This window comes from Saccharicrinis aurantiacus (assembly GCF_001660705.2).
Taxonomy (GTDB): domain Bacteria; phylum Bacteroidota; class Bacteroidia; order Bacteroidales; family Marinilabiliaceae; genus Saccharicrinis; species Saccharicrinis aurantiacus.
In genome coordinates, this window is the sequence record NZ_LYBV02000009.1 from 36,077 (window position 1) to 59,561 (window position 23,485).

Annotated in this window: 23 protein-coding genes; 10 read left to right on the top strand and 13 right to left on the bottom strand. The window is 36.0% G+C overall.

Annotated elements, in window-relative coordinates; all coding sequences use genetic code 11:
* Positions 1-36: 36 nt before the first annotated feature.
* Positions 37-1,437, top strand: a complete 1,401-nt coding sequence (locus A8B35_RS04520) for a bifunctional UDP-3-O-[3-hydroxymyristoyl] N-acetylglucosamine deacetylase/3-hydroxyacyl-ACP dehydratase (RefSeq protein WP_075602196.1) — start codon at positions 37-39, stop codon at positions 1,435-1,437.
* 258 nt (positions 1,438-1,695) lie between these two features.
* Complete coding sequence (gene lpxA / locus A8B35_RS04525) at positions 1,696-2,484, top strand: acyl-ACP--UDP-N-acetylglucosamine O-acyltransferase (RefSeq protein WP_075602197.1); 789 nt, start codon at positions 1,696-1,698, stop codon at positions 2,482-2,484.
* A gap of 111 nt (positions 2,485-2,595) precedes the next feature.
* Here lpxA and folE read toward each other — a convergent pair whose 3' ends face one another.
* From folE to A8B35_RS04545, 4 genes are all read right to left on the bottom strand, one after another.
* Positions 2,596-3,219: a GTP cyclohydrolase I FolE gene (gene folE, locus A8B35_RS04530; RefSeq protein ID WP_075602198.1), complete on the bottom strand. Its 624-nt coding sequence runs from the start codon at positions 3,217-3,219 to the stop codon at positions 2,596-2,598.
* Between the two features lie 43 nt (positions 3,220-3,262).
* Positions 3,263-3,985: a carboxypeptidase-like regulatory domain-containing protein gene (locus A8B35_RS04535; RefSeq protein WP_075602199.1), complete on the bottom strand. Its 723-nt coding sequence runs from the start codon at positions 3,983-3,985 to the stop codon at positions 3,263-3,265.
* A gap of 139 nt (positions 3,986-4,124) precedes the next feature.
* Positions 4,125-4,691 (bottom strand): nitroreductase family protein, encoded by a 567-nt coding sequence (locus A8B35_RS04540; protein ID WP_075602200.1) that lies wholly within the window; start codon positions 4,689-4,691, stop codon positions 4,125-4,127.
* A 65-nt stretch (positions 4,692-4,756) separates the two neighbouring features.
* Positions 4,757-5,332 carry a superoxide dismutase gene (locus tag A8B35_RS04545; protein WP_075602201.1) on the bottom strand — a complete coding sequence of 192 codons (576 nt, stop codon included), beginning with the start codon at positions 5,330-5,332 and terminating at the stop codon, positions 4,757-4,759.
* A gap of 415 nt (positions 5,333-5,747) precedes the next feature.
* Between A8B35_RS04545 and A8B35_RS04550 the strand changes: the two genes are divergently transcribed.
* Complete coding sequence (locus tag A8B35_RS04550; RefSeq protein ID WP_075602202.1) at positions 5,748-6,119, top strand: BlaI/MecI/CopY family transcriptional regulator; 372 nt, start codon at positions 5,748-5,750, stop codon at positions 6,117-6,119.
* Positions 6,119-7,900, top strand: coding sequence for a M23/M56 family metallopeptidase (locus A8B35_RS04555; protein ID WP_075602203.1), 1,782 nt, complete (start codon positions 6,119-6,121; stop codon positions 7,898-7,900). The genes A8B35_RS04550 and A8B35_RS04555 overlap by 1 nt, the downstream gene beginning before the upstream one ends.
* Before the next feature lie 124 nt (positions 7,901-8,024).
* On the opposite strand, the gene groL is transcribed toward A8B35_RS04555, so the two are convergent.
* Positions 8,025-9,665: a chaperonin GroEL gene (gene groL / locus A8B35_RS04560; protein WP_075602204.1), complete on the bottom strand. Its 1,641-nt coding sequence runs from the start codon at positions 9,663-9,665 to the stop codon at positions 8,025-8,027.
* A gap of 26 nt (positions 9,666-9,691) precedes the next feature.
* A complete protein-coding gene (locus A8B35_RS04565; protein WP_075602287.1) occupies positions 9,692-9,970 on the bottom strand; it encodes a co-chaperone GroES in 279 nt (92 codons plus the stop codon).
* Positions 9,971-10,224: 254 nt separating this feature from the next.
* On the opposite strand from A8B35_RS04565, the gene A8B35_RS04570 reads away from it, so the two are divergent.
* The 3 genes from A8B35_RS04570 to A8B35_RS04580 are packed head-to-tail and all read left to right on the top strand — an operon-like array spanning position 10,225 to position 12,528.
* Positions 10,225-10,779 carry an RNA polymerase sigma factor gene (locus tag A8B35_RS04570; protein ID WP_171973156.1) on the top strand — a complete coding sequence of 185 codons (555 nt, stop codon included), beginning with the start codon at positions 10,225-10,227 and terminating at the stop codon, positions 10,777-10,779.
* The gene (locus tag A8B35_RS04575) at positions 10,751-11,461 is read left to right on the top strand and encodes a hypothetical protein (protein WP_075602206.1); all 711 of its coding nucleotides are present in this window, start codon (positions 10,751-10,753) and stop codon (positions 11,459-11,461) included. The genes A8B35_RS04570 and A8B35_RS04575 overlap by 29 nt, the downstream gene beginning before the upstream one ends.
* 11 nt (positions 11,462-11,472) lie before the next feature.
* Positions 11,473-12,528 (top strand): hypothetical protein, encoded by a 1,056-nt coding sequence (locus A8B35_RS04580; RefSeq protein ID WP_075602207.1) that lies wholly within the window; start codon positions 11,473-11,475, stop codon positions 12,526-12,528.
* 255 nt (positions 12,529-12,783) lie between these two features.
* Here the strand turns inward: A8B35_RS04580 and A8B35_RS04585 are convergent, their stop codons facing one another.
* Entirely contained in the window at positions 12,784-13,464 is a 681-nt protein-coding gene (locus A8B35_RS04585; RefSeq protein WP_139314810.1) for a hypothetical protein, read from the bottom strand.
* A gap of 418 nt (positions 13,465-13,882) precedes the next feature.
* Between A8B35_RS04585 and A8B35_RS04590 the strand changes: the two genes are divergently transcribed.
* The gene (locus A8B35_RS04590) at positions 13,883-14,836 is read left to right on the top strand and encodes a hypothetical protein (protein ID WP_075602209.1); all 954 of its coding nucleotides are present in this window, start codon (positions 13,883-13,885) and stop codon (positions 14,834-14,836) included.
* Between the two features lie 44 nt (positions 14,837-14,880).
* On the opposite strand, the gene A8B35_RS04595 is transcribed toward A8B35_RS04590, so the two are convergent.
* The 5 genes from A8B35_RS04595 to A8B35_RS04610 all read right to left on the bottom strand — a co-directional run bounded on the left by A8B35_RS04595 (position 14,881) and on the right by A8B35_RS04610 (position 18,864).
* Positions 14,881-15,345: an SRPBCC family protein gene (locus A8B35_RS04595; RefSeq protein ID WP_075602210.1), complete on the bottom strand. Its 465-nt coding sequence runs from the start codon at positions 15,343-15,345 to the stop codon at positions 14,881-14,883.
* Between the two features lie 3 nt (positions 15,346-15,348).
* Positions 15,349-15,522: a Lacal_2735 family protein gene (locus A8B35_RS23145; RefSeq protein ID WP_139314811.1), complete on the bottom strand. Its 174-nt coding sequence runs from the start codon at positions 15,520-15,522 to the stop codon at positions 15,349-15,351.
* A 79-nt stretch (positions 15,523-15,601) separates the two neighbouring features.
* The gene (locus tag A8B35_RS04600; protein ID WP_075602211.1) at positions 15,602-16,165 is read right to left on the bottom strand and encodes a 3'-5' exonuclease; all 564 of its coding nucleotides are present in this window, start codon (positions 16,163-16,165) and stop codon (positions 15,602-15,604) included.
* A gap of 107 nt (positions 16,166-16,272) precedes the next feature.
* Positions 16,273-17,517 (bottom strand): threonine/serine exporter family protein, encoded by a 1,245-nt coding sequence (locus tag A8B35_RS04605; RefSeq protein ID WP_075602212.1) that lies wholly within the window; start codon positions 17,515-17,517, stop codon positions 16,273-16,275.
* A gap of 45 nt (positions 17,518-17,562) precedes the next feature.
* Entirely contained in the window at positions 17,563-18,864 is a 1,302-nt protein-coding gene (locus A8B35_RS04610) for a Na+/H+ antiporter family protein (RefSeq protein ID WP_222844097.1), read from the bottom strand.
* Positions 18,865-19,122: 258 nt separating this feature from the next.
* Between A8B35_RS04610 and A8B35_RS04615 the strand changes: the two genes are divergently transcribed.
* A complete protein-coding gene (locus A8B35_RS04615) occupies positions 19,123-19,983 on the top strand; it encodes a DUF4437 domain-containing protein (protein WP_075602214.1) in 861 nt (286 codons plus the stop codon).
* Positions 19,984-20,081: 98 nt separating this feature from the next.
* On the opposite strand, the gene A8B35_RS04620 is transcribed toward A8B35_RS04615, so the two are convergent.
* Positions 20,082-20,843 (bottom strand): RNA methyltransferase, encoded by a 762-nt coding sequence (locus A8B35_RS04620; protein ID WP_075602215.1) that lies wholly within the window; start codon positions 20,841-20,843, stop codon positions 20,082-20,084.
* Positions 20,844-21,061: 218 nt separating this feature from the next.
* Here A8B35_RS04620 and tamL point away from each other — a divergent pair, with 218 nt between their 5' ends.
* Positions 21,062-23,374: a translocation and assembly module lipoprotein TamL gene (gene tamL, locus A8B35_RS04625; RefSeq protein WP_083634315.1), complete on the top strand. Its 2,313-nt coding sequence runs from the start codon at positions 21,062-21,064 to the stop codon at positions 23,372-23,374.
* Positions 23,375-23,485 lie beyond the last annotated feature (111 nt).

The window sequence follows — 23,485 nt, forward strand, 5'->3', positions numbered from 1 at the left end:
ATAGACTAATTCTTAACAATAGAATAAGACTTTATAATGATAGAGAATCAAAGAACTTTAGCAAAACAAGCAACCCTAAAAGGGAAAGGACTACATACTGGAGTTGAAGTTACATTAGTACTTAATCCAGCTCCTGAGAATCATGGATATAAGTTTAAAAGAGTTGATTTAGAGGATCAAACTATTATAGAAGCCCTTGTTGAAAATGTTGCATTTACTGAGCGAGGAACTGTATTAAAAAAGAAGGAAGCCAGTATAAGTACAATTGAACATTGTATGGCTGCATTAAGAGGTCTGGGTGTCGACAATTGTTTAATTGAAGTTAATGGTCCAGAGGTGCCTATTCTTGACGGGAGTTCTAAGTTCTATGTAGAAGCCATTAGAAATGCAGGAATAGTTGAGCAAGAAGCAGAAAGAAGATACTTTGTTATTAAAGAAAGAATAGAATATGAAGATAAGGAGAGGGGCATAAAGTTAGTTGCCTTGCCTGATGATAGCTTCAGTATTGATACTTTAATATCTTATCCAAATTCGATACTGTTAGCAAGTCAGTACGCTAGTTTAGAGTCTTTAGATGATTTTGAGAAAGAGGTAAGTGCTTGTAGAACATTCGTATTCCTTCATGAAGTTGAAATGCTAATGAAGCATAACCTTATTAAAGGCGGTGATCTTGATAACGCGATTATTATTTTAGATAAAGAAGTTAGTCAGGAAGAATTAGACCGATTAGCAGATTTATTTAATCAACCTCATATTGAAGTTAAGTCAATTGGTGTTTTAAATAATCTTGAGTTAGTGCATCAAAATGAACCAGCACGACATAAATTATTAGATGTTATTGGTGATTTATGTTTAGCGGGTATGCCAATTAAGGGAAAGATTATAGCAACACGACCTGGGCACCAATCGAATGTTGAGTTTGCTAAGGTGTTGAGAGCAGAGATAAAAAAGATTCAGAATAAACCAGTTGCTCCAGTATATGATCCGTGTAAAGAACCTCTTTACGATATAAATAAGATACGTAATACTTTACCACATAGATACCCTTTCTTATTGGTTGATAAAATTATCGACTTATCTAGTAAGTCAGTGGTTGGTATTAAAAACATAACTCTAAACGAACCTTTCTTTCAGGGACATTTCCCCACAGAGCCAGTTATGCCAGGTGTACTTTTAGTAGAGGCAATGGCACAATGTGGAGGTATTTTCGTTTTAGATCAGGTCGAGGACCCTGAAAACTACTCTACTTACTTTATGAAATTGGATAATATCAAGTTCAGAAAGAAAGTGATTCCAGGAGATACGGTAATTTTCAAATTAGAATTAATAGCACCTATGCGTAGAGGTGTAGCTAATATGAAGGGTGTAGCCTTTGTTGGTGACGCTGTAGTAGCTGAAGGTGAATTTATGGCCAATGTATCAAAAAATAAAGCTTAGTATAAATAGCTGTATTTTGCAATGTTCGTTATATAAGAGATTGTAGTAGCTGTAAATAAGGGTATTTATTTTTTTTATTGGGATACTTAGACTATTTTCGCAGCTGATTTTTCGGAAGGAAGATTTTACGCATAAAGAATTTAATAGATATGTAGCCTGTAAATTACTTATTTGAGTATTAGGCTTTCGCTAAATATAGTATGGTAGCATTACATTAGTAGTTATCTGTATTTAGTAGATGAAATAAAATAAACACACATGAAACAACCATTAGCATACATTCACCCGGAAGCAAAAATAGCTCCGAATGTGGTAATAGAACCATTTGTTACCATATATAAAGATGTTGTTATTGAGGAAGGAACTAAGATTGGTGCTAACGTAACCATTTTTGAAGGATCTAGAATTGGTAAAAATTGTAATATATTTCCAGGTGCTGTAATTGGTGCCATCCCTCAAGATTTAAAATTTGCTGGGGAGGAAACTGTTGCTATTATTGGAGACAATACTACTATTAGAGAGTGTGTAACTGTTAATAGAGGAACTGCTTCAAAGGGTAAAACTGTTGTAGGTAGTAATTGCTTATTAATGGCCTATTCGCATATTGGTCATGATTGTGAGATAAAAAATAATGTGATCATTGGTAATGCTTCTCAAATTGCAGGAGAAGTGGTTATAGATGATTTTGCTATTTTAAGTGGATCTGTTTTAGTACACCAGTTTTCATCAATTGGTAGTCATGTTATGGTTCAGGGCGGATCAAAAATATCTAAAGATATTCCTCCATATGTTATTGCAGGTAGAGAGCCAGTAACTTATTTTGGTATCAATACTGTAGGATTACAGCGTAGAGGATTTTCAAAAGATATAGTAGATCGTATTCACCAGATTTATAGAATATTCTATAATAGTAACCTGAATAACACAAGTGCAATAGAGCAGATTGAGGCTGAGATTCCGGAGTGCGAAGAGCGTGAGGTAATTCTAAGCTTTATTAAGAGATCAGAGCGAGGTGTTATTAAAGGGCCTACAGTTAGAAAGAAGTAATTATTATAATATTATACGAGCCGGTTTGTTATTACAAACCGGCTTTTTTTATACAAAAAAACTCAGAACCATTTAGGAACTGAGTTTGTATATTTTAATTATTTATTCTGATTAATGCAGTTTTCCTGCGATTATATTGAAGAACTCCTCGCGTGTAGAATGACTATTCAAGAAAGCCCCGGTAAAGTCAGAAGTGGTTGTTACCGAATGTTGTTTTTGAACACCTCTCATTTGCATGCACATATGCTGTGCTTCTATCACAACAGCAACACCTAGCGGATTAAGAGTATTTTGAATAGCTTCTTTAATTTGAGTAGTAAGTCGCTCTTGCACTTGTAATCTGCGAGAAAAAGCTTCCGCCACACGTGCTAGCTTGCTTAAGCCAGTAATATGTTGTTTGGGAATATAGGCAATGTGAGCTTTCCCGAAGAAAGGTAGCATGTGGTGCTCGCACATCGAGTATATCTCAATATCTTTAACTACCACCATTTGTTGGTAGTCTTCCTTAAACATAGCAGATTTTATAATCTCTTCAGGATCCATCTGATAGCCTTGCGTTAAAAACTGCATTGCTTTGGCTACTCTCAGCGGTGTTTTTTCTAACCCTTCCCTGTTTACATCTTCTCCTAATAGTTTGATCGTTTCTGCATAATGCTCTACTAATTTGTTAGTAGTTTCATCATCGTAACTTTCTGTTTTTGTATATCCGCCTTTGCCGTTAAGTGTAAAATCCATTTTAAATACTATGAAATGATATTATGAATATATGCTAAAAGTGTTATTCTTCTAGGTGCTTATATTGTTGTTTTTGTCGTTCTCTATAAGTAGAAATTAAAAATTCCCACTCCTCCTGAGTAATATGTATTGCTTTAGAAGATTTCTTTTTGTTTAGTCTGCGTCTTTCTAGTTCTGCATTTATTTCGGTATTGCTTACTGCAACTAGTTGGTCGGGTTGGTATTGGTGCTTGTAAACAATATTATCCGATTGTGATTTTATAAAACCTTTTTGATTCATTTCTGCATCCCATACTTCTACGGGTCTTGTCTTTGCCTGATAAGCAGATCTGTTTAAGTTATTTTGAGCTGTAATCATATCGTTAGTGGTCATAAGCGGTAGGTTTCTTGCTACTGCATTTGGGTTAAGGTTTTGAGGTATAATTACAACCTCAGATAGTTGAATAGTATCCTTACTTAAAAACACACCCGTTAAAAACTTGTTGTTTTTCATAGAGTCTGTAACCTGCAAATAAAGTGGTTTGTAGCCCACATGGGTAAATTTAATAATATCTCCTTTTTCAGCTAAAAAGATAAATTCCCCACTTCTATTTGTTATGTGTGTTTCTTTATCGTTTATAATGTATCTGGCATTAGCTATGCTTTCAGTGCTGTCGCTATCCATGATAACACCCCTAAATAATTGAGAGTTTTTATTAGTATCCTGTGCAAATATGCTATTTGATATAAAAAGTAAGCCTAGTAAAATTAGAATTGAGAATCTCATAGTAATATGTTTATGGTGTCTATTGTTGGCAAATATACTACTTTCAATGCTGTTGTGAAATATATGCCTTAATGTGTTTACTGTGTTATTGTAAGATAAAACAAAGCCTCAACAGTTTTTGTTGAGGCTCATTATAAATTTATAAGTCTATAATTAAATCATCCAAACTTCTTTTAGGTACGTGGTGTTTGCCTTTTATATCTCTCCAGTATTGATAAGACTTGTCAAGGTCTTTGATAACCACTTCTTCTTTAGGTACTCCAATGGCGAGTATTTGAAGAATTTTATATTCAGATGGAATATCTAATTTGCGTTGTAATTTTTCTCTTTCTACGTTACCGATAATGCATCCACCTAGTCCTTTTTCAACAGCTCCTAGCATAATACTTTGAGCAGCAATTCCGTTATCGCTAAAAAAATTAGAACTTATTGAGGTGTCATTTAGCATTATGATGTAAGCTGCAGGTTGTTCTCCTTCTTCAGGACCTTTCCAATCTTTTAAGTAACCAGCCCAGCCTAAATGAGGGAAAATGATATTGTTGGTTTCGGGTTTGTAAGATAAAATGTATTTAAGGGGTTGTGCGTTTCGGGCAGAAGGTGATAAGCGAGCTAAGTCAACTAATTCACTAAGTGTTTCTTTACTAACAGCCTTGTCTTGTTCAAAGCGGCGGTAGCTTCGGTTTTGTAGAATGAGATCTTTAAGCATAATTATAAAGGTTTTATGTAGATGTTACAGCCCGATACTTTACCGAGCTGCAACTGATTTATTTACTAAAATCTTTTTTCAACTACTTCCCAATTGATAAGATCCCAGAATTTACCAATGTAATCTGGTCGCTTATTTTGGTAATCTAAATAGTAAGCGTGTTCCCAAACATCGCATGTTAATACAGGGGTTAATCCGTCTGTTAGTGGATTAGCAGCATTTGCAGTTTGTACTATTTTTAAATCGCCATTGGCATCTTTTACTAACCAAGCCCAACCCGAACCGAATTGAGTAGCTGCCGCTTTGTTGAATGCTTCTTTAAAAGCATCAAAGCTTCCGAATGCTTTTACGATTGCCTCGGCTAAAGCACCTTTGGGCTCGCCACCTGACTTTGGAGCAAAAGCTTCAAAGTAGAAAGTGTGGTTCCAAACCTGTGCAGCGTTGTTAAAAATTCCGCCCGACGATTTTTTAATAATCGTTTCTAAATCAGCATCAGCAAACTCAGTTCCTTCAACTAAGTTATTTAGGTTATTAACGTATGCTTGGTGGTGTTTTCCGTAATGGAATTCGATAGTTTGCTTTGAGATAATTGGCTCAAGAGCGTCGTGTGCATATGGTAATGCAGGTAATTCAAATTTCATATTCTGTCTGTTTTAATTATTTGTCTATGCTTTAAACAGTAGTTTGTAAAAAGGGTTCAAAAGCATTTCTCAAAAATAATATACTATAGCGATAATTGGTAATTTATGTTCAGTTTTATTGTTGGTTTAGTATAAAGTGAAACATTAGTTGTTGTTTATCTTTTTAGCAGAATTGATCAATTATTGAAGTGATTTATCGTTTACCACGGCTGTCTGAGCCCTCTCGAGTTAAGTATTCTTTAATTAAAGAAACCGAAAGTATATGCTTAGTGCTTTGTTATTTTATAAAGTTCTTGCTCTTAATTAGATATTTATATCTCTTAATAGCATATAACTATTTCAATAGTTATAAAACTACTTAAATAATTTGATAACTATATTTATAGTTCTATATTTGTTCCAAACATTGTGGGAAATGAAATTAACGAAAGCAGAAGAGCAAGTAATGCAATACTTGTGGAACATTGAAAAAGGGTTTTTAAAAGATATAGTGGAACAGTATCCTGAGCCACGCCCTGCATATACAACAGTTTCAACGGTTGTACGTGTGTTGGTAAAGAAGAAAGTAATTGGCTTTAAAACTTATGGTAAAGTAAACGAATACTTTCCTCTGCTCAAGAGAAATGAATATACCAAAGGGCATTTATCTAACTTGATTCAAAACTTTTTCAACAATTCGCAAAAGCAATTTGCCTCTTTCTTTACCAAAGAGAGTGACTTATCCGTTTCTGAATTAGAGGAACTAAAAGCATTGATAGATCAACAAATCTCTAAAAAGAAAAATTAATGGAACCATTGGCTATATATATCTTCAAAAGCACATTGGCTTCAGGTGTTTTTTTTGGCATATATTATTTATGCTTCAAAAAGGAATCGTTCTTTAAGCTGAATCGGTTTTATCTCTTGTTCTGCTTATGCTTTGCTTATGTTTTTCCGTTTATTAAGCTCACAATTGTAAGCTCAAAGGAAAGTCCTGCTTATATCATTCATAATTTTCAGTCGGCAATTAACCAGTTTGCTTTTACCGATGAAGCTGTAACTATCAATACAACGGCGTCAGATTATTCGTCGGTATTTCAGTACTGGTGGCTGATTCTTTTATTAATGATATCGGGTGTTTTTATATTCAGATTTATCAAACACATCATTCAACTTAATAATTATATATGTGCCTATGATAAAATAAATTATTCAACGTTTACGCTGGTTTTATTTGACCGCGCTATTACCTTTTCTTTCTTTCGTTATATTTTTATTTCCCCAAATGTATTGCGATCGCCTGAGAGTAAAAGCATTATTGCACACGAGTTAAGTCACATCAAACACAAACATTCGTTTGACAGGCTTTTTGTGGAAGTATTGCTGATTATTTTCTGGATGAATCCCTTTATATATTTTTATCGAAAGGCTTTAGAAGAGGTTCATGAGTTTCAGGCAGACGAAGATGCTTGCATAAACAGTCATTCAGTATCTGACTATTTTAAGCTGGTATTGCAGCAATCTGCCCAGCAAAGTTATTCGCCCCTAATGAGTCCTTTCAGTTATAAACTCATTAAAAAACGAATAAAAATGACAACATATAAATCAAATCCATTAAAAAAGCTGTTAGTAGTAGCTCCAATTGCTATTGCTGTATTTATTGTGATGCTATCGGCCACATTAAAGCAAGAGATCGTCATTCATGAGGATTTGGCAAAACTTGATTGGCCAAGCGATAACAGAAGTGAAAATGTTCTGATATCGGACAATACAAGCTTTACAGAAAGTGACAATTGGACTCTGATGGTTGAAAAGCTTGCAGCAAAAGAGAACAGTGTTCTGCCAATATATATTAATATCAAGGGCACGCTTTTAATCAACGGACAAAAGAGTGATGTTTCACAAGTACGCACTCAGGTAGAATCGTTCTACAAGAACAATGAGTCGGAGACCATCATTTTTCTCAAAAAAGATCAAAATACTCCAAATGCTATTGCTAGCGCAGTTATTAGCGAAGTAGCTACAAGTATTGAGCATATGCGCAACATCGAAGCTAAGGCACGTTTTAGCAAGCCTTATTACGAGTGCAACGACACGCAAAAGCAAAAAGTTCAGCAAGCCATACCTATGCAAATTGTGGTGGCTCCATCTAAAAATATGCAGTCGTCAGCGATTAAAAAGCAAAGCATTGGCGCGCCAATACGTAAAGAAAATCTGGTCAGGATTTCTTCAGGCTTTGGGCAAAGGATTCATCCTATTACCAAACGAAAGAAAATGCACAACGGAGTTGATTATGTAGCACCGTTAAATACACCTGTACTTTGCAGTGCAGAAGGAACTGTGCGATTTGTAAAACAGGATTACGAGATTGGTAAAGGTCATGGGCGTTTTATTATTGTTGATCACGCTAACGGTTACTCATCTCTTTACTCGCAGCTGAATAGCTACGCTGTAAAAGAAGGGCAAAAGATTAAAAAGGGTAGCACGGTTGGATACGTTGGAAGTTCTGGTGTATCAACAGGTCCGCACTTACACTTTGAGCTTAAAAAAGATGGTCAGTACATTGATCCGAAAAGTGTAATTGAGTAATATACATTATTGTGTAAAATATATAGCAAATGCTTAAGTCTATTAAAGCTTTTGGTGCATGATAAGAAAAAGCCCCTGCAAAACGAGTTTGCAGGGGCTTATATATATTATGTGATGTTTATGCTTACATCATTCCAGGCATACCTCCGCCCATTCCGCCACCCATTGGTGGAGCAGCTGGCTCGTCTTCTTGGATATCAACTAAAACACACTCTGTTGTTAAGAACATACCTGCAATAGAAGCAGCGTTCTCAAGCGCAATACGTGTTACTTTAGCAGGATCGATTACACCGCTTGCTAAGAAGTTTTGGTACTCATCGATACGAGCGTTGTAACCAAAATCACCTTCGCCTTCGCGAACTTTTTGTACCACAACAGCACCTTCTTTACCAGCGTTGGCAACAATCTGACGTAATGGCTCTTCAATTGCACGTTTTACAATTTCGATACCCGTAGTTTCGTCTTCAGTATCGCCAGCTAAACCTTCTAATTGGTCGATAGCACGGATAAGTGCAACACCACCTCCAGGAACAATTCCTTCTTCAACAGCAGCACGAGTAGCACTTAAAGCATCGTCAACACGGTCTTTTTTCTCTTTCATTTCAACCTCAGAAGCAGCACCTACATAAAGTACAGCAACACCACCAGCTAACTTAGCTAAACGCTCTTGTAACTTTTCTTTGTCGTAATCAGAAGTAGTATTCTCGATTTGAGATTTAATTTGATTTACTCTGTCTTCGATAGCTTCTTTAGCACCAATACCGTTTACGATAGTTGTGTTTTCTTTATCTAAAGTAACGTTAGCAGCCGAACCACACATTTCTAATGTAGCTTGCTCAAGCGTTAAACCTACCTCGTCAGAAATTACAGTACCGCCAGTTAAGATGGCAATATCTTGTAACATTTCTTTTCTTCTGTCGCCAAAACCTGGAGCTTTAACAGCAGCAATTTTTAACGATCCGCGTAAGCGATTTACCACTAAAGTAGCCAATGCTTCGCCATCAATATCTTCGGCAATAATTAATAAAGGACGACCCGACTGAGCAGCTGGCTCAAGTACTGGCATAAGATCCTTCATTGTAGAGATTTTTTTGTCGTGAATTAAGATATAAGGATTCTCTAATTCAGCTTCCATTTTCTCTGTGTTAGTCACAAAGTAAGGAGAAATATAACCTCTGTCGAACTGCATACCTTCAACCACTTCAACAGTAGTTTCAATACCTTTAGCCTCTTCAACAGTAATAACACCCTCTTTAGTAACCGCTTTAAAAGCCTCAGCAATTAGTTTACCAATTTCAGCATCGTTGTTAGCCGAAATTTTAGCAACCTGCTCTATTTTTTCGTTGTGCTCGCCAATCACTTCCGATTGAGCAGCAATACTCTCTTTTACAACTTTAACAGCTTTATCGATACCTGTTTTAAGCTCCATTGGGTTAGCACCAGCAGTAACGTTTTTTAAACCAACGCTAACAATTGATTGTGCTAATACAGTAGCAGTAGTTGTTCCGTCACCAGCGTTATCACCTGTACGAGAAGCTACTTCTTTAACCATTTGCGCACCCATGTTTGCATACGGGTCTTTTAACTCAATCTCTTTAGCAACCGATACACCATCTTTAGTGATAGCTGGAGGTCCGAATTTTTTGTCGATGATTACATTACGACCTTTAGGACCTAATGTTACTTTTACTGCGTTAGCCAACTCATCAATACCTTGTTTAAGTAGGTCGCGAGCTTCAATATCGAATTTAATTTCTTTAGCCATTTTCTTTATATTTTAAAGATGCTTGATTAGTTAATAAATAATACGTCTGATTGAGCCATAAGTAGGTAATCTACTCCGTCGATGTTTAATTCAGTACCGCCATATTTGCCATAAAGAACTACATCGCCAACAGCGATTTCCATTTTCTCATCATTTTTTTCGGCACCTACCAATACAACTTCTCCTTGTTGCGGTTTCTCTTTTGCCGAGTCAGGAATAATAATTCCACTAGCAGTTTTTGTTTCTGCCGCTTGTGGCTTCACTAAGATCTTTCCAGCTAAAATCTTTCCTTTTAATGTTGACATATTTTTAAGTTTTAAATATTTAAAATTTACGAGTATGGTTTTTTCATAAACTGTGCCAAGTGCTTTTTGTGCCATAATACTATCAAAACACTGTCAGAATTACATTGTCACTGTCAGGTTTTTGTGTAATCGGATTTTTGGTGTGTCATATGTGCATTACAAAAGCAGCTTTTTATGTAAACTTTATATCTTTCAGGCAACCTTTTGTTTTCAGTCTGCATTCTTAAAGTAAGCAAAGCAAAAAAACCTTAATAGTGAAGAAGCTCTTACGAGATTTAAAAAAGAAAAAACACAAAGCTCAGCACGAGCTGTTTAAAATGTATGGAGATTTTCTCTATCGCGTTTGCTATCGTTATATGGCCAACCGCGATGATGCGCACGAGGTTTTGTCAAAAGCTTTTGTAAATATTTTTGAGAAACTGGCAGATACCGATATCGAAACAGAAGTAGTACTAAAATCGTGGATGAAGAAGGTGGCCATTAACCAATCGTTAATGGAGTTACGAAAAAGAAAGGTGTTTTACGCCGAGTTAGAACTAATTGAAGAAATTGCTGAAGATACCATCAGTGCCGATCAGGCCCTGCTAGAAGCCGATTTAATGCAAATGCTTTTTGAATTACCCGATGGATATAGAACCGTTTTTAGCCTGTATGTAATTGAGGGATTTAAACACGATGAGATTGCCCAGAAGCTCGACATCTCAGTAAATACCTCTAAGTCGCAATTGCGAAAGGCACGATTACAACTGCAGCAAATGATTAATAAAACAGAAATTAGATATGAAGAAGTCCGCAGAACAAGAAATTAGACAGCAAGTTGAGGCATGGGACGAAAAGTCTTCAGATATTGGATTTGATAAAGCCTTAGTTTGGCAAAATATAAATGATGGAGGCCATAGTGCTAAGCCGCGCATTACTTGGCAACAAATAGCAGTTGCCATAATCATCTTCTTTTTGCTTGGCGGATGGGGCCGTTCAGAATACCGTAATGCCCAATTGGCACAGAGCACCACGGCTATGGCACACCAAATACAAGTTTTGCAAAATAACGCAAAATCAGCAGAAGCTTTACCAGTAAAGCAACAAGCCATGGCACAAATAGTAACAGATACCATTGTAAAAACAATTGTGAAGCAGGTGTATGTTAATGAGGCTAGCGAAGAACTTAGTACACTTAAAAATGAATACCAACAATCGGTAAATGCACTTGCTCATATGCAAGTGGAGTTAAGCAATAGTAAACAAGCCTTAAAGCAGTACGAAGATAGCTTAGCCGCATTAAGCAGTAGTTTACTGGTATATCAGCAAGCCGAAGTTAAGCAAGATGTAAGCTTAGAAATTAACGAAGCGGCTTTGGTAGCGTCTTTAAATCCTGATAAAGAGAATGCTATTTCATCATCGCAAGAAAAAAATAAAGTAAAACTCGTAATATTTAACAAATCGAAATCAACTATAAGCAAGGCGCCTGCAAGTGGAAGAATTCGTTTATAAAGAAAAACAAAATGCAAAATAAACCACGAATATTTATTGCCCTGAGCCTGTTGATAGGCTTGGTGCAATTGAGCGCTGCCTCAACAAAAAACGATGTAGTAAAAATTACGCTACCCAATAAAGCAGCCGTTGAAATAAAGGGCGAAGACATTTACAAGCACAATGTTGATACCGCTTGTATAGCCCAAAATATTAACCGCTTTTTCCGTTATTACCAAACATCAAACCTATCGGAAATTATGAAGCAATCGTCCACTTCATTTACCATAAAAGAAATGGATGGACAAATATTAAGCAGCACAAGTACCAATAGTTCTGTTAGAGAAAGCTCGCACCAATTACTGATTAATAACAAGGAGGTTGAAGAACAAATCATTTCTTCAGAGAATTTTGATGCCAATATTTATTACCTACAAAAGCACCAGCTTCAGTTTAGTAATAAAACCTATACTTATATTCTGAAATTCGATACCATTGAGCAGTTGCATCAAATAATTGATGACGAATTGTTAGGCGTATTAAACCAATTAATGGCAGATATTAAAAACAATAAAGATCAAGATTATGGTGGCAAACATATTGCCAAATTGCATTACTCGGTGAGTGATGATAACAGTTATAAAAGACAATACGAGGCCAACAAGTACCCCGGAGATCAAATTATTCTGAGTGGTAATACCGGATTAGAAAGTGTTAAGAATGCTTGGGTAGCTAGTTTTGAATTAGCCATGGGACTATCGTTTAACAAGAAAGGTATTAGAAAGAACACGTATAATATTTATTACGAATGGCAATACGACTTTTCAAATCCTGATAAGCGAAATATTAATCAGTTTGCGAGCATTGGCTATCGACGCGACTTCTCAAAAGACCCCGACAAAACCAATGCCTACACCTTTAAGTTGGGATATTTAACCAACAAACAAGGCAACATGTATGAGGATAATACCCTTAAGTTTGGCGTTCGTAAATCGTTAAGCAAGCATATCTACATAGAACCACAAATTTATTTTACCGAATTCTTTCAAGATGTAATGCCATCTATAAAAGTGGGTTTTAGTTTCTAAACTGCCCTTATGGTTTAAATAATATAATAATAGTGTAAATCGACAATGCAAAAGGACTATTCAGTTTTCTGAGTAGTCCTTTTCCTATTTATACCAATCATTCGATGATGTTTTTGGTATTATAAGGGCGTTCCCTAAAGGGCCGCGCTTTACGCTATATCTTTACTCGCCATAATGGGCTTGCAAAGGATGTCGCTGCAATCGCTAACGCAGGGGGTGACCGGAGTTTTGTTGGTTGAATTGAAATGTTAAATTTTAATTCCAATATTCATACCATTCAGGTATTGGATTCTCAGAAGAGACGTCTTTTTTATAAGTACTAAACCATACAAGTTCATTGTCTTCAGTTTCCATAATAACCTTATAAAAACCTTCTTCAAGATTAGAGGTGTTTAAAGATATGATGTTCCCTTTAGGAATATCAGTAAGAAGAAGTTCTGTTGATACCGATAGATTTGTAGTGTCAATAGCTATATTGCTAAAATCTACATTATTAAACTCGTTTGTTCGCTCCCCTTTAACAAACCAAATATTTTTTAGGTCAGCAGGAGTTTGTATATAGCAATAGTCTAGATAAGGATTTGGATAAATGGATATGGCATTGCTAGTCATATCATTACTTTCGGTTGGCTTTTGAATCGCATCTTTGTTTGAATAATTACCTACAAATGATTGTGGGTTACCATCTTCACCAATTAATAATAGTCCTGTTATTAAATTTAAATAGTGCTGCGGTATAATGTCTTCCGTATCTGTTTCATTACCGTCATCGTCATCGTTATTTTCAGAATCGGGATCATCAGTACTGTTTTCTTCGTTTGACTCATCTGTGTTGTTTTCAATATCAGCCTCTTCTGTTGCAGGTGTGTTATCTTTATTACAGTTAGTAATTAATAACAATAGAAGTAATGCAAGTAGGATTTTTGTTAATTGCATGATAATTAGAGATAAAGGTTTAATTGTTTTCATAGTAAATTAAGGAAAGAGGTTTTTATCTGTTGTACTCTTTACTAGGCATCTAAGATAATACTGCATTATAAAAAATCTAGCATATATACTATAAAATATTATGTTGCACGCACTGCGTGTATCTAAACGATAGAGCTGGTTTAGTGCTGGGTAGTTCTTGTAAGCTGGTGTACTTTGCAGCTCTCCTTGAGATCGCTTCTTGCATCGCGATGACGCAATACCGTACGCCTCTCGTCATTCCGAGGCACGAAGGAATCTTAAGGCAGTGCGAGAAATCTAAGCATTTAATTAATTGCTTTTCTGCACAGCTTACACTAAAGTTGATGGTAAAGTATCGAAGTTTGTTTTGGTGGCACGTTTATTGAATTTGCTGCGAAAACATAATATGAGACCAATAATTATTCTTTTTCTTGCAATATTTAGTTGCATTTCTTGTTCTGATAAAATCACGGATGTCGATTTCTCTGATAGTATATTATTAGAAATAAAAACCGAACGAAGTTATCAGGACTTAAAACTTCAGATGCCTGGATTTTACGGTGTAATTTCTATTAATGACGAAAGAGAAATTAGAATTGATGAACCCACCAAAGAAATAATTATAGAATCAGTAGATAATGAGGAGCAACATATCGTATTTAAGGGAAAATACGATAGCGAGCAAACTAAATTATTAGCACTGGAAAGTAAGCAACTGAAAGAATTAATTGTTGTTTCTGATATCGAAAATTTAATTGTTAATAACACAAACATACAATCTGTTTCTGATGAGTGTTTAAAAAACTCACCTCAACTGAATAGTATAGCCTTTAAAAATAATACAAAGATAAGCTCGCTTCCTAACGATTTTTTATCGTATACAAGTAATATAAATGCTTTTAGGAAAACTTTTTGGGGCTGTACAATGCTTTCCGATATTCCTGGAGATTTATTCAAGACAAATGTAAATGCTACAGACTTTAGCAATGTTTTTTATGCTTGTAATATTCATACTATTCCAGAAGAATTATTTACACATAATATTTCAGCTGAGAATTTTGAGGGCGCGTTTTCACAAAATCATAATTTACATGTCATCCCTGAAAAATTATTCCTTAATAACATAAATGCCAAACGTTTTTACTCATCTTTTTCATATTGTGATAAACTGCAAAGCATTCCAAATCAATTGTTCGATAATATAGAACAAGGCGTCTATAATCTTGCTTTTTCTGATTGCACTAACCTACAAGGAAATGCGCCTACCTTATGGGACGATACCAATGCAAGTGGAACGTTTTGTTTTAGAGGATGCACAAAATTGGAAAACTTTAACGATATTCCTGATTCGTGGAAGTAAAATAAACCCTTTCACTACAGTATCGCTTTTTTATTGGCTAGGAACTACTCTTGCGGAAATCGCTCTTTTAAAGCCATGGAGCGGTAGTCGAATATTTCGTTCAGTTTTCTCTTGATGAGGATTGTGTTTGCTAGGTTTCCTAAAATACCAAACGGCGGTTGGTAGCTAACTATATCTCGCATTATGGTGCCGGTACCAGCAGGTTCTAAAAAGTGCTCGTGATGCCATACCTTATAAGGGCCCATCCGCTGTTCGTCAACAAAATAATGTTGGTGTTTTACATGGGTTATTTCAGTTACCCAAGTGGTTTTAATACCAAGTGCCGGCGAAACTTTGTATTTGATTATCATACCCTCGTACATTTTCTCGGGCAAATCCTCGGTTTGTATATCAAAGCCCATATAGTCGGGCGTAATGGTTTTTAAGTTGCGAGGGTTTGAGATAAATTCCCACAGCTCATCGAGGCTATTATTAAAATACTGACTGCTTTTAAATTGATAAAACCCCATAAGCTAGCTATTTAGTTTTAAGGCCTCAATTTTTGCCAATACTTGATTTGCTTCAACCGATTTGTTATCGCTTAGCTTTCTGTTTGTGGTAGATAAGCTATGCGCTTCCTTTAAAAGTTTATGATATTGGCTTTCGAGTTTTTCAAGCTCTGTTTTCTTTTTAAAAATCTTAAACATAGTCTCAGGGTTTTAATATTCCTTAATAGAACCCCTGAAGTGAGTAATGGTTTAGCCTTGCTGAAATGTGGGCGTTTATCTAGTTTAACTCGAATACACCCATCTTATACAATTCGTACACAATTAAAGCCTCGTGTTTGGCATCATCGGCACCACGGTGTAATTCATTGTATGGTTGTGTTGGGAAAAAGTGTTTCCAAGCTTCTTCAACCGATGGCCATTTGTAATTGTCGTAGCCATTTTTGTTGGGCAACTGGCAAATATCGGTTGATAGTATCATAGGGCAGGGCAGTTCTTTAATTTTTAAACCACGGCTTTTTAGAAAGCCAAAATCGAAGTTTTTGTTATAGGCCGTGCATCCCAATGGATATTGGTTTAAAACGTCTTGCACCTGTGGTAGTACATCTTTGGCTAGTGGAGCATCTCGCACTTCTTCAACTGTAAGGCTAGAGTTGCGAAAAATCCAACCCATTGGTTCTTCGCGGTGTTTGGCTGTTAAAATATCCTCACGCATAAGTGAATCAAAAATTGTTTTTACATTTCCCGATTCAAGGCATAATTCAACAATGCCTATTTCTACTATGCTTCCTCCTTGGTTCTGAAAGCCCGTTGTTTCTATATCTAAAATTAGAATTTTGCTCATTTGTATTGGCTTATGATTAATTGCGGAACAATTATAATTATTATTAAAGTAATACCCATATCACAAGCCTGCTTTTGGCTTAAAAAATACTATCGAAAGGGAATAATTTACAGATTGTATTTAGGTTTAATTAAAGCATCGGCAATAATAAAACCTGCCGCTAAGGTGGCAGCAATAATAAACATTTCGAGAAATTGCGCAGTACCATCTGCGTCTCCTTGAGCCACCGAAACAAGTCCTCGGAATCCGATACTACCACTCACAAGTATCATAATTGCCGGAAGCAATACAATTGAGCCAGGTTTTTTAGTTTTCCACTCCCAAGTATTGGCAAAAATTCCTGCTAAAACGGAGCCTATGAGAACGCCTATGTTGTTATCTCCAAGCTCGCTCCCAAACAGAAAACCTAAATAGGCAATGGTACAGGAGAGTATGGCCCATCCAAAATCGTTGGCTGAAGTTTGAAATACTATTGGCAATGCTATAATTAATATTGGAATGAGCATCCACATCCAAATGGGATCAATGGGTTGTGCAACGGCAGGGTTTACATTTATAAATGCCAACACTAAGGTGAAACCGACCCATGCGCCTACAAATTGTTTTAATAAATAAACGAGACCATTAATCAGATTGGTTAAGCCCGATATGACATGACTATTCACTAATTCAGAAATGCCGATACTTACCGAATAACCTGGAATTAGAATAATAATAGCCGATAAGGTTACGGCAATATAATTGAGCTCACTAATAAAGAAGTGTTTTAACAATACAGATAGCACAGCTACCACAAAGGCCGTACTTATAGGAATTAAGCTGGCCCATCGCTCTTTCGAGTTTTTAGAAATCAGTACAATGCCATAAACAATTAAGCTCATTAATCCCGAGAATGACACATCCATCCAGCTGCCAGATAAAATTCCTGCGAAACCAACTCCTGCAAAAATATAACTCAGTCCGGTCCAACTATATCCAAATGGGTTTTTTAGTTTTTGTATTTCCTTAAGTCTGTTAAAAGCTTCTTCAATGGATATTTCACCGGTATCAAGCTCACTCGCAAGCTCATCAAGCTTAGCTAATTTGTGCATATCGAAGCTGCCACTAATAACAGACGATAGGTGAGTAGTCTGGCCAATTTTATCCTCTTCGTTAAAAGCAAAAATAAGTTGATTTGGGGTAACTCTAAAATGGCCATCTATTTTTAAAACATCAGATAATCTCCCAAGATATATCTCCAACCTAATGGAAGATGAACCATAGGCATGCGCCGCCTTTCCAAAGTTGATGATAAACTGATATTTTAGTTTTGTAGCCTTATCGTCAAGGGGCGATTTTGTATTTATTTCCATAGAAGATTGATCGGTTTTTAATTGAAGTTAAGTTTTGATCAGGATTTATAATACCAAGGCAGCAATTACTCCAAATATAATAAGCGGAATATTGAAATGCAGGAATGTTGGTACGCAGGTATCCCAAATGTGATCGTGCTGTCCATCAACGTTCAGTCCGGCAGTAGGTCCCAAGGTACTATCCGAAGCTGGAGAACCAGCATCGCCCAAGGCAGCGGCTGTACCCAATAGCGCAACAATAGCCATGGTTGAAAATCCTAAGGACTCTCCCAAGGGACAAAATAAAGCTGCTAAAATAGGCACAGTTCCAAATGAAGTGCCAATACCTAAGGTTAAAAATAAACCGAGCACCAGCATAAGCGTAGCAGCAATTACTTTGCTATGTCCAATGCTACTTTGTATGGCTTCTACCAATTGTCCTGCCCCTTGCGTTTCGCGTATTACATTACCAAAACCAGCAGCTACGAGCATTACAATGGCCACAAATCCCATCATGGCAATACCGCCGTTCACCGATTCGTTTAATACTTTCCAAGTTATTGCCCTAGTGGCAAACATGGTTATGAGTGCGGCAATGGCCCCTAAAACAAGGGAGTCAGTTATCAACTGAACCACAAAGGCAATAATAGCCGCCAATAATGTGAATAGGTGTTTCTTCTCAAATTTCAACTCTTCTTCCTTTTCTTCGTTTGGGAGGATGTTTTTATAAACTCGGGCTTTACGGTAACTTATAAATAGAGCAAATAATAGCCCTACAATCATTCCTAAGCCCGGAATAAAAAGGGCTTTCCAAATTTGATTGGTTTCTATGGCAAGCTTGTTTGCGGTCATTTGTTCTTGAATAAGGTTATGGAATACCAAGCCAAAACCAACCGGTATCATAATATACGGAGCCTTTAAGCCGAAGGTAAGTGCGGTGGCAGCAGCTCTTCTATCAAGATTCATTTTATTCATAAGGTGCAAAAGGGGAGGGATCACAATAGGAATAAAGGCAATGTGAACGGGGATAAGGTTTTGAGAAGCGCAAGCAAGAGAGGTAATGCCTAAAAGAAGAATTCCTTTTTTGCCCTTGGTAATTTGGGTTACTTTGCGCGCTAACAATAATGCTGCACCTGTTTTTTCAATGGCCACAGCAAAAGCGCCTAATAAAAGATAGCTCAATGCTGTTTTGGCATTATCGCCCATGCCTTGAATAAGCAGGTTGATGGATTCCTCAAGCGATTTATTAGCCATAGCACCTCCAACTAAAGCCGCAATAATTAGCGAGAGTATTACATTCATGCGCGCTAGGCACAGTATTATCATAACAATAACTGCTACAACAACCGGATTTAGGAGTATTTCCATTCCATTCATATTATTTCAAACTATGTATTGCACAAAAATAGATAAGTTAAGGCGAATATTCATACTATTTGAAATCTTAGCTTGTTATTAGTAGTTCGTATTTATCCATGTTTTATACAATAATTACCCATTTTCTTACATCTTATGGAATCAACATAGTGCCTATGTTTGTGTTACTTATAATATGGGAATGTTTTGATGAGAATGAATCCAAATCGAATATTGACCCTTTTGACAATAAACTTTTAATGATTAAGTATGAAATTGATACAGATTTTTGCAGTCTTGGCATTATTTAGCTCATGCAATAATGCAACAAAAGATAGTAAAGAACCAATTGACACAGCAAACTATGAGTTGGTATTGGCTTCTGATGTGGAGTGGACGCACCTGAATCCAAAACGAGGTGATCTAGCTCCAAAAGCAGGTACCCTGTGGGGGGATAGAAAGGGCACGGAAGCCACTGGATTTTTGCTAAAACCCAATGATGGATTTTCATCGCCACCTCATATTCATAATGTCTCATATCGTGGTGTTGTTATTAGTGGGGTGTTGCATAACGATGATCCTGAAGCTGCAAAAATGTGGATGCCAGCTGGGTCGTTTTGGACACAACCTAAAGGTGAAGTACACATAACAGCTGCAGAAGGTAATTATACTTTGGCTTACATAGAAATTGAAGAAGGTCCTTATTTGGTTTTACCCGAAGAGGAGCATTTTGATAGTGGAGAGCGTCCTGTGAATGTAGAGGAGTCGAATTTAGTATGGCTGAATGCAGCAGATATAGAGTGGGTTCAGTCAGAAACTAACACAAATAATACCGCTCAGGTCACATTTTTATGGGATGAGGCAGTAAGCGATTTGAATGGCTCACTAATAAAGTTGCCCGCAGGATTTAAAGGAAAAGTTATTTCAGCAGAAGAAAGTTTTAAAGCTGTGGTAATAAACGGGGAGCCCGGCTATTCATCTAAAACACAAACTTCAGAGAAACTTTTATCTCCCGGGAGTTATTTTGCATCAACAGGTGGTGGCGTTCATCAGCTTTGTAATAATACCAATGCTGAAGTTCTTATTTACATACGTAGTAAGGGGAAGTATCGTGTTGTGTCCGTTAAGTAGTTTACCGCATCGCTTTGAAATAATTGAAACACACGGAGCAGAGTTAATAAGCCTCTAAGTTGTTGACTATAGACAAAACAACTTAGAAGCTTATTTATTTAATGAGATAAATTACGTTTGAATTCAGATAAGGTAATGCCAGTGGCCATAGATACATTTAGCGATTCAGAAGTATTCTGTGTATCCGAAAAATTGGGTATTAATAAGCGCTTGTTCACTAACTGAGCAATTTCAGAACTGATGCCCTGTCCTTCGTTACCCATCACAATAATACCATTGGTGCTTAATTTAGACTGATATATATTATCGCCATTTAAAAAAGTACCATACACAGGAATATCTTCCTTAATATCTTCTAAAAATTTTGTGAGTACGGTGTAGTTGGTGTTGACTCTGGCTATGGCACCCATTGTAGCTTGAACAACTTTTGGGTTATAAACATCTACAGTCTCATTTGAGCAAATAATATGCTTAATGCCAAACCAATCAGCCAATCTAATAATGGTACCCAGATTCCCAGGGTCTTGGATATTATCTAGGGCAATAACCAACTCTTTACTAAGGTCAATTTTATCAGTAGTATCTTCTTTAATTTTGCAAAGGGCAATAACTTGCGGTGCCGTTTTAAGTTGTGTTACCTTCTTCAGATATTGATTGTTGGTTTCTGAAATTGGTATTGAGCTAGATATAGAATGTGAATGAATCCATTCAGAAGTCGCATAAATATGTTCAATTGGATGATTGTTAACACATAAATCATAAACTAACTTATCACCTTCAGCAATAAAAAGTTGATTTGCATCTCTGTGTTTTTTCTTGGCTAGTGAGTTAATTAGTTTTATCTGATTATTTGTAATCATTTTTTTAGTATTTATAGCTGTTTATAAACAAGTAAGCATTCTGTATCACACTGTTTTCTTTTTTAAAATATTGCTTCAGAATTGATGGTGTTCTTTGATGTTTCATATTTAATGAACCTAAATACAATTTTGGTGTAATATTTTATAAGAATGCCTAAATGTTATAGTATTTTAGTGCCCTGTTATGTATTGCAAAAATAAATATTTCAAATTAACCATTGAGAAGTTTTAGAGTTTATATTGTTTTAGTCTCAGTTTTAATTTTAGTTGGATGTAAATCTACACGAAATGTACCTGATGGATCTTACTTGTTAACTAAAGTAGAGGTTAAAAATACGGCAAAGGGTATTTCCAAGGATGCTTATAAACCATTTATTAAGCAGCACTCTAATGTAACAATTTTAGGAGGACTTAAATTTCACTTGTGGTTGTATAATTTAGCAGGGAAGGATTCTTCAAAGTGGATTAACAAAAAATTAAAGTCTTCTGGTGAAGCTCCTGTTGTATACGATAGTTTTTTAGCAGATCAAACTACTGATCAGTTATCTATTTATATGCGTAATAAAGGGTATTATCATTCAGTAGTAGTTGACAGTGTTAAAAAGAAACGCGCTAAAAAGCTAAAGGTTATTTACGATATAAATGCAGGCGAACAATTTAAGGTAAATGATTTTGCAGTTCAAAGCAACGATGCTGAGATTGAAGCCTTGGTGCAATCAGATTCGCTAAACAGTTTGCTTAAGAATGGGTCGCCTTTTGATGTGACATTGCACGATGCTGAAAGGGATCGAATTACAAAATATTTGCAAGAGAATGGTTATTATGGTTTTTCTAAGGAAGCCATCCATTTTAAGGTAGATACAACTTTGGGTAACTATTTAGTAAACGATTCCTTAGTTATCAGTAAAGCGCGCTTAGAAATAACAAATGGTGAGGATTCTCTCTATAATCATCCAACCTATAATATAAAAGATGTTTATTTCAGACTAGGAGTTGATCCTAAGAAAGTAGTTAAAGATCAAAATGAATATTTTGCAGGCTTTGATACTCTACAATACAAAGGGCTTTACTTTCTGCATGATGGTGAAATGAATGTGAAACCTGAAGTTATTTACAATTCCAATTACATAATTCCAGGACAAACTTATCAAGCCAGCTTGGTAAAAAGAACCCATAGTTTACTATCAAGTCTACGTATTTATAGATTTATTAATGTGAGCTTTCAGGAGGTTCAGGCTCCGGATACTGCGAAAGGTGATGTTAAGTGGTTGCAATGTAATGTGCAATTAGTGCCAGCCAAGCCACAATCGTATGCTGTGGAAATAGAAGGAATAAATTCATCGGGTAACCTTGGAGCTGGGGGGAATATTAAGTATCAAAACAAAAATATTTTTAAGGGGGCTGAAGAGCTTAATGTTAATTTTGGTGCTTCAGCTCAAAATCAACAAACAAGGGAAAAAGAAGGGTTTAATACAGTTGAAGTACGTGCTGAAACGCGTATTATTTTCCCTAAATTTTGGATGCCATTTAAAGTTTCAAGTTTTAGGAAACGTTATAACCCTAAAACATCTCTTTCTGCCTCTTATAATTATCAGCGCAGACCAGATTATACTAGAACTATCGCCAATGCACGAATTGGTTACCTTTGGAAGGGAAATAAGTATGTTTCTCATTCGTTTACGCCATTCGGGCTTAATTATGTGGTAATTCCTCCAGAATCATTACATCCCGATTTTTGGGATCAAATTAAGGATACTTATTTGCAGTACTCTTATCAAGATCACTTAATAGGAGGATTATCTTATTCAATCGTTTATAATGAGCAACAAGTAGGTGTCCGTAAAAACTTTTTATACGCGAACTTTAATTTTAGCGAAGGTGGAAATATATTTGACTTAGTAGCGCATTCATTCTTAAATAAAGAAGAGGAGGGATATTACGAAGTCTTAGGAATTCGTTATGCTCAGTTCATTAAAGGAGATATCGATTTGCGCTACCATCAATACGTAAATTCTGTAAATAGTATAGCTTACCGAATGTTTATAGGTGTTGGTTTTCCATATGGTAATTTAAATGTATTGCCGTTTGAAGAGCGTTATTTTTCGGGAGGGGCAAATAGTATTAGAGCATGGCCTGTTCGCGGTTTAGGGCCTGGTTCATTTAGTTCTGATAGTTTGAGTTTTTACAATCAGGTTGGTGATATTAAAATAGAGTTTAATATTGAGCATCGTTTTAAATTAATTGGTGCTCTTGAAGGGGCTGTTTTTTTAGATGTGGGTAACGTTTATAACCTTCGAGAAGAAGAGAGTCAACCAGGAGGTAAGTTTGCATTTAACAGTTTTGTTGAAAAGTTAGCTGTTGGTACAGGGTTAGGAGCAAGATTTGATATGAAATATTTTGTTTTTCGTTTGGATATGGGAGTAAAATTAAAAGACCCTGTTTTACCCAAAGGCGAGAGATGGATTCCTGCTAATCGGGCCTTTGTTTGGGATGATTTAGCTTTTAATTTTGCAATAGGTTATCCTTTTTAAACTAAATATTGCTGCGTATTATGTTTTCTGCTATAAAGCATCGTGTATTTTAATTATAATTAATATACAGTTTCTTAATAATTTTGTACTTTTGCGCAACAAATATGATTT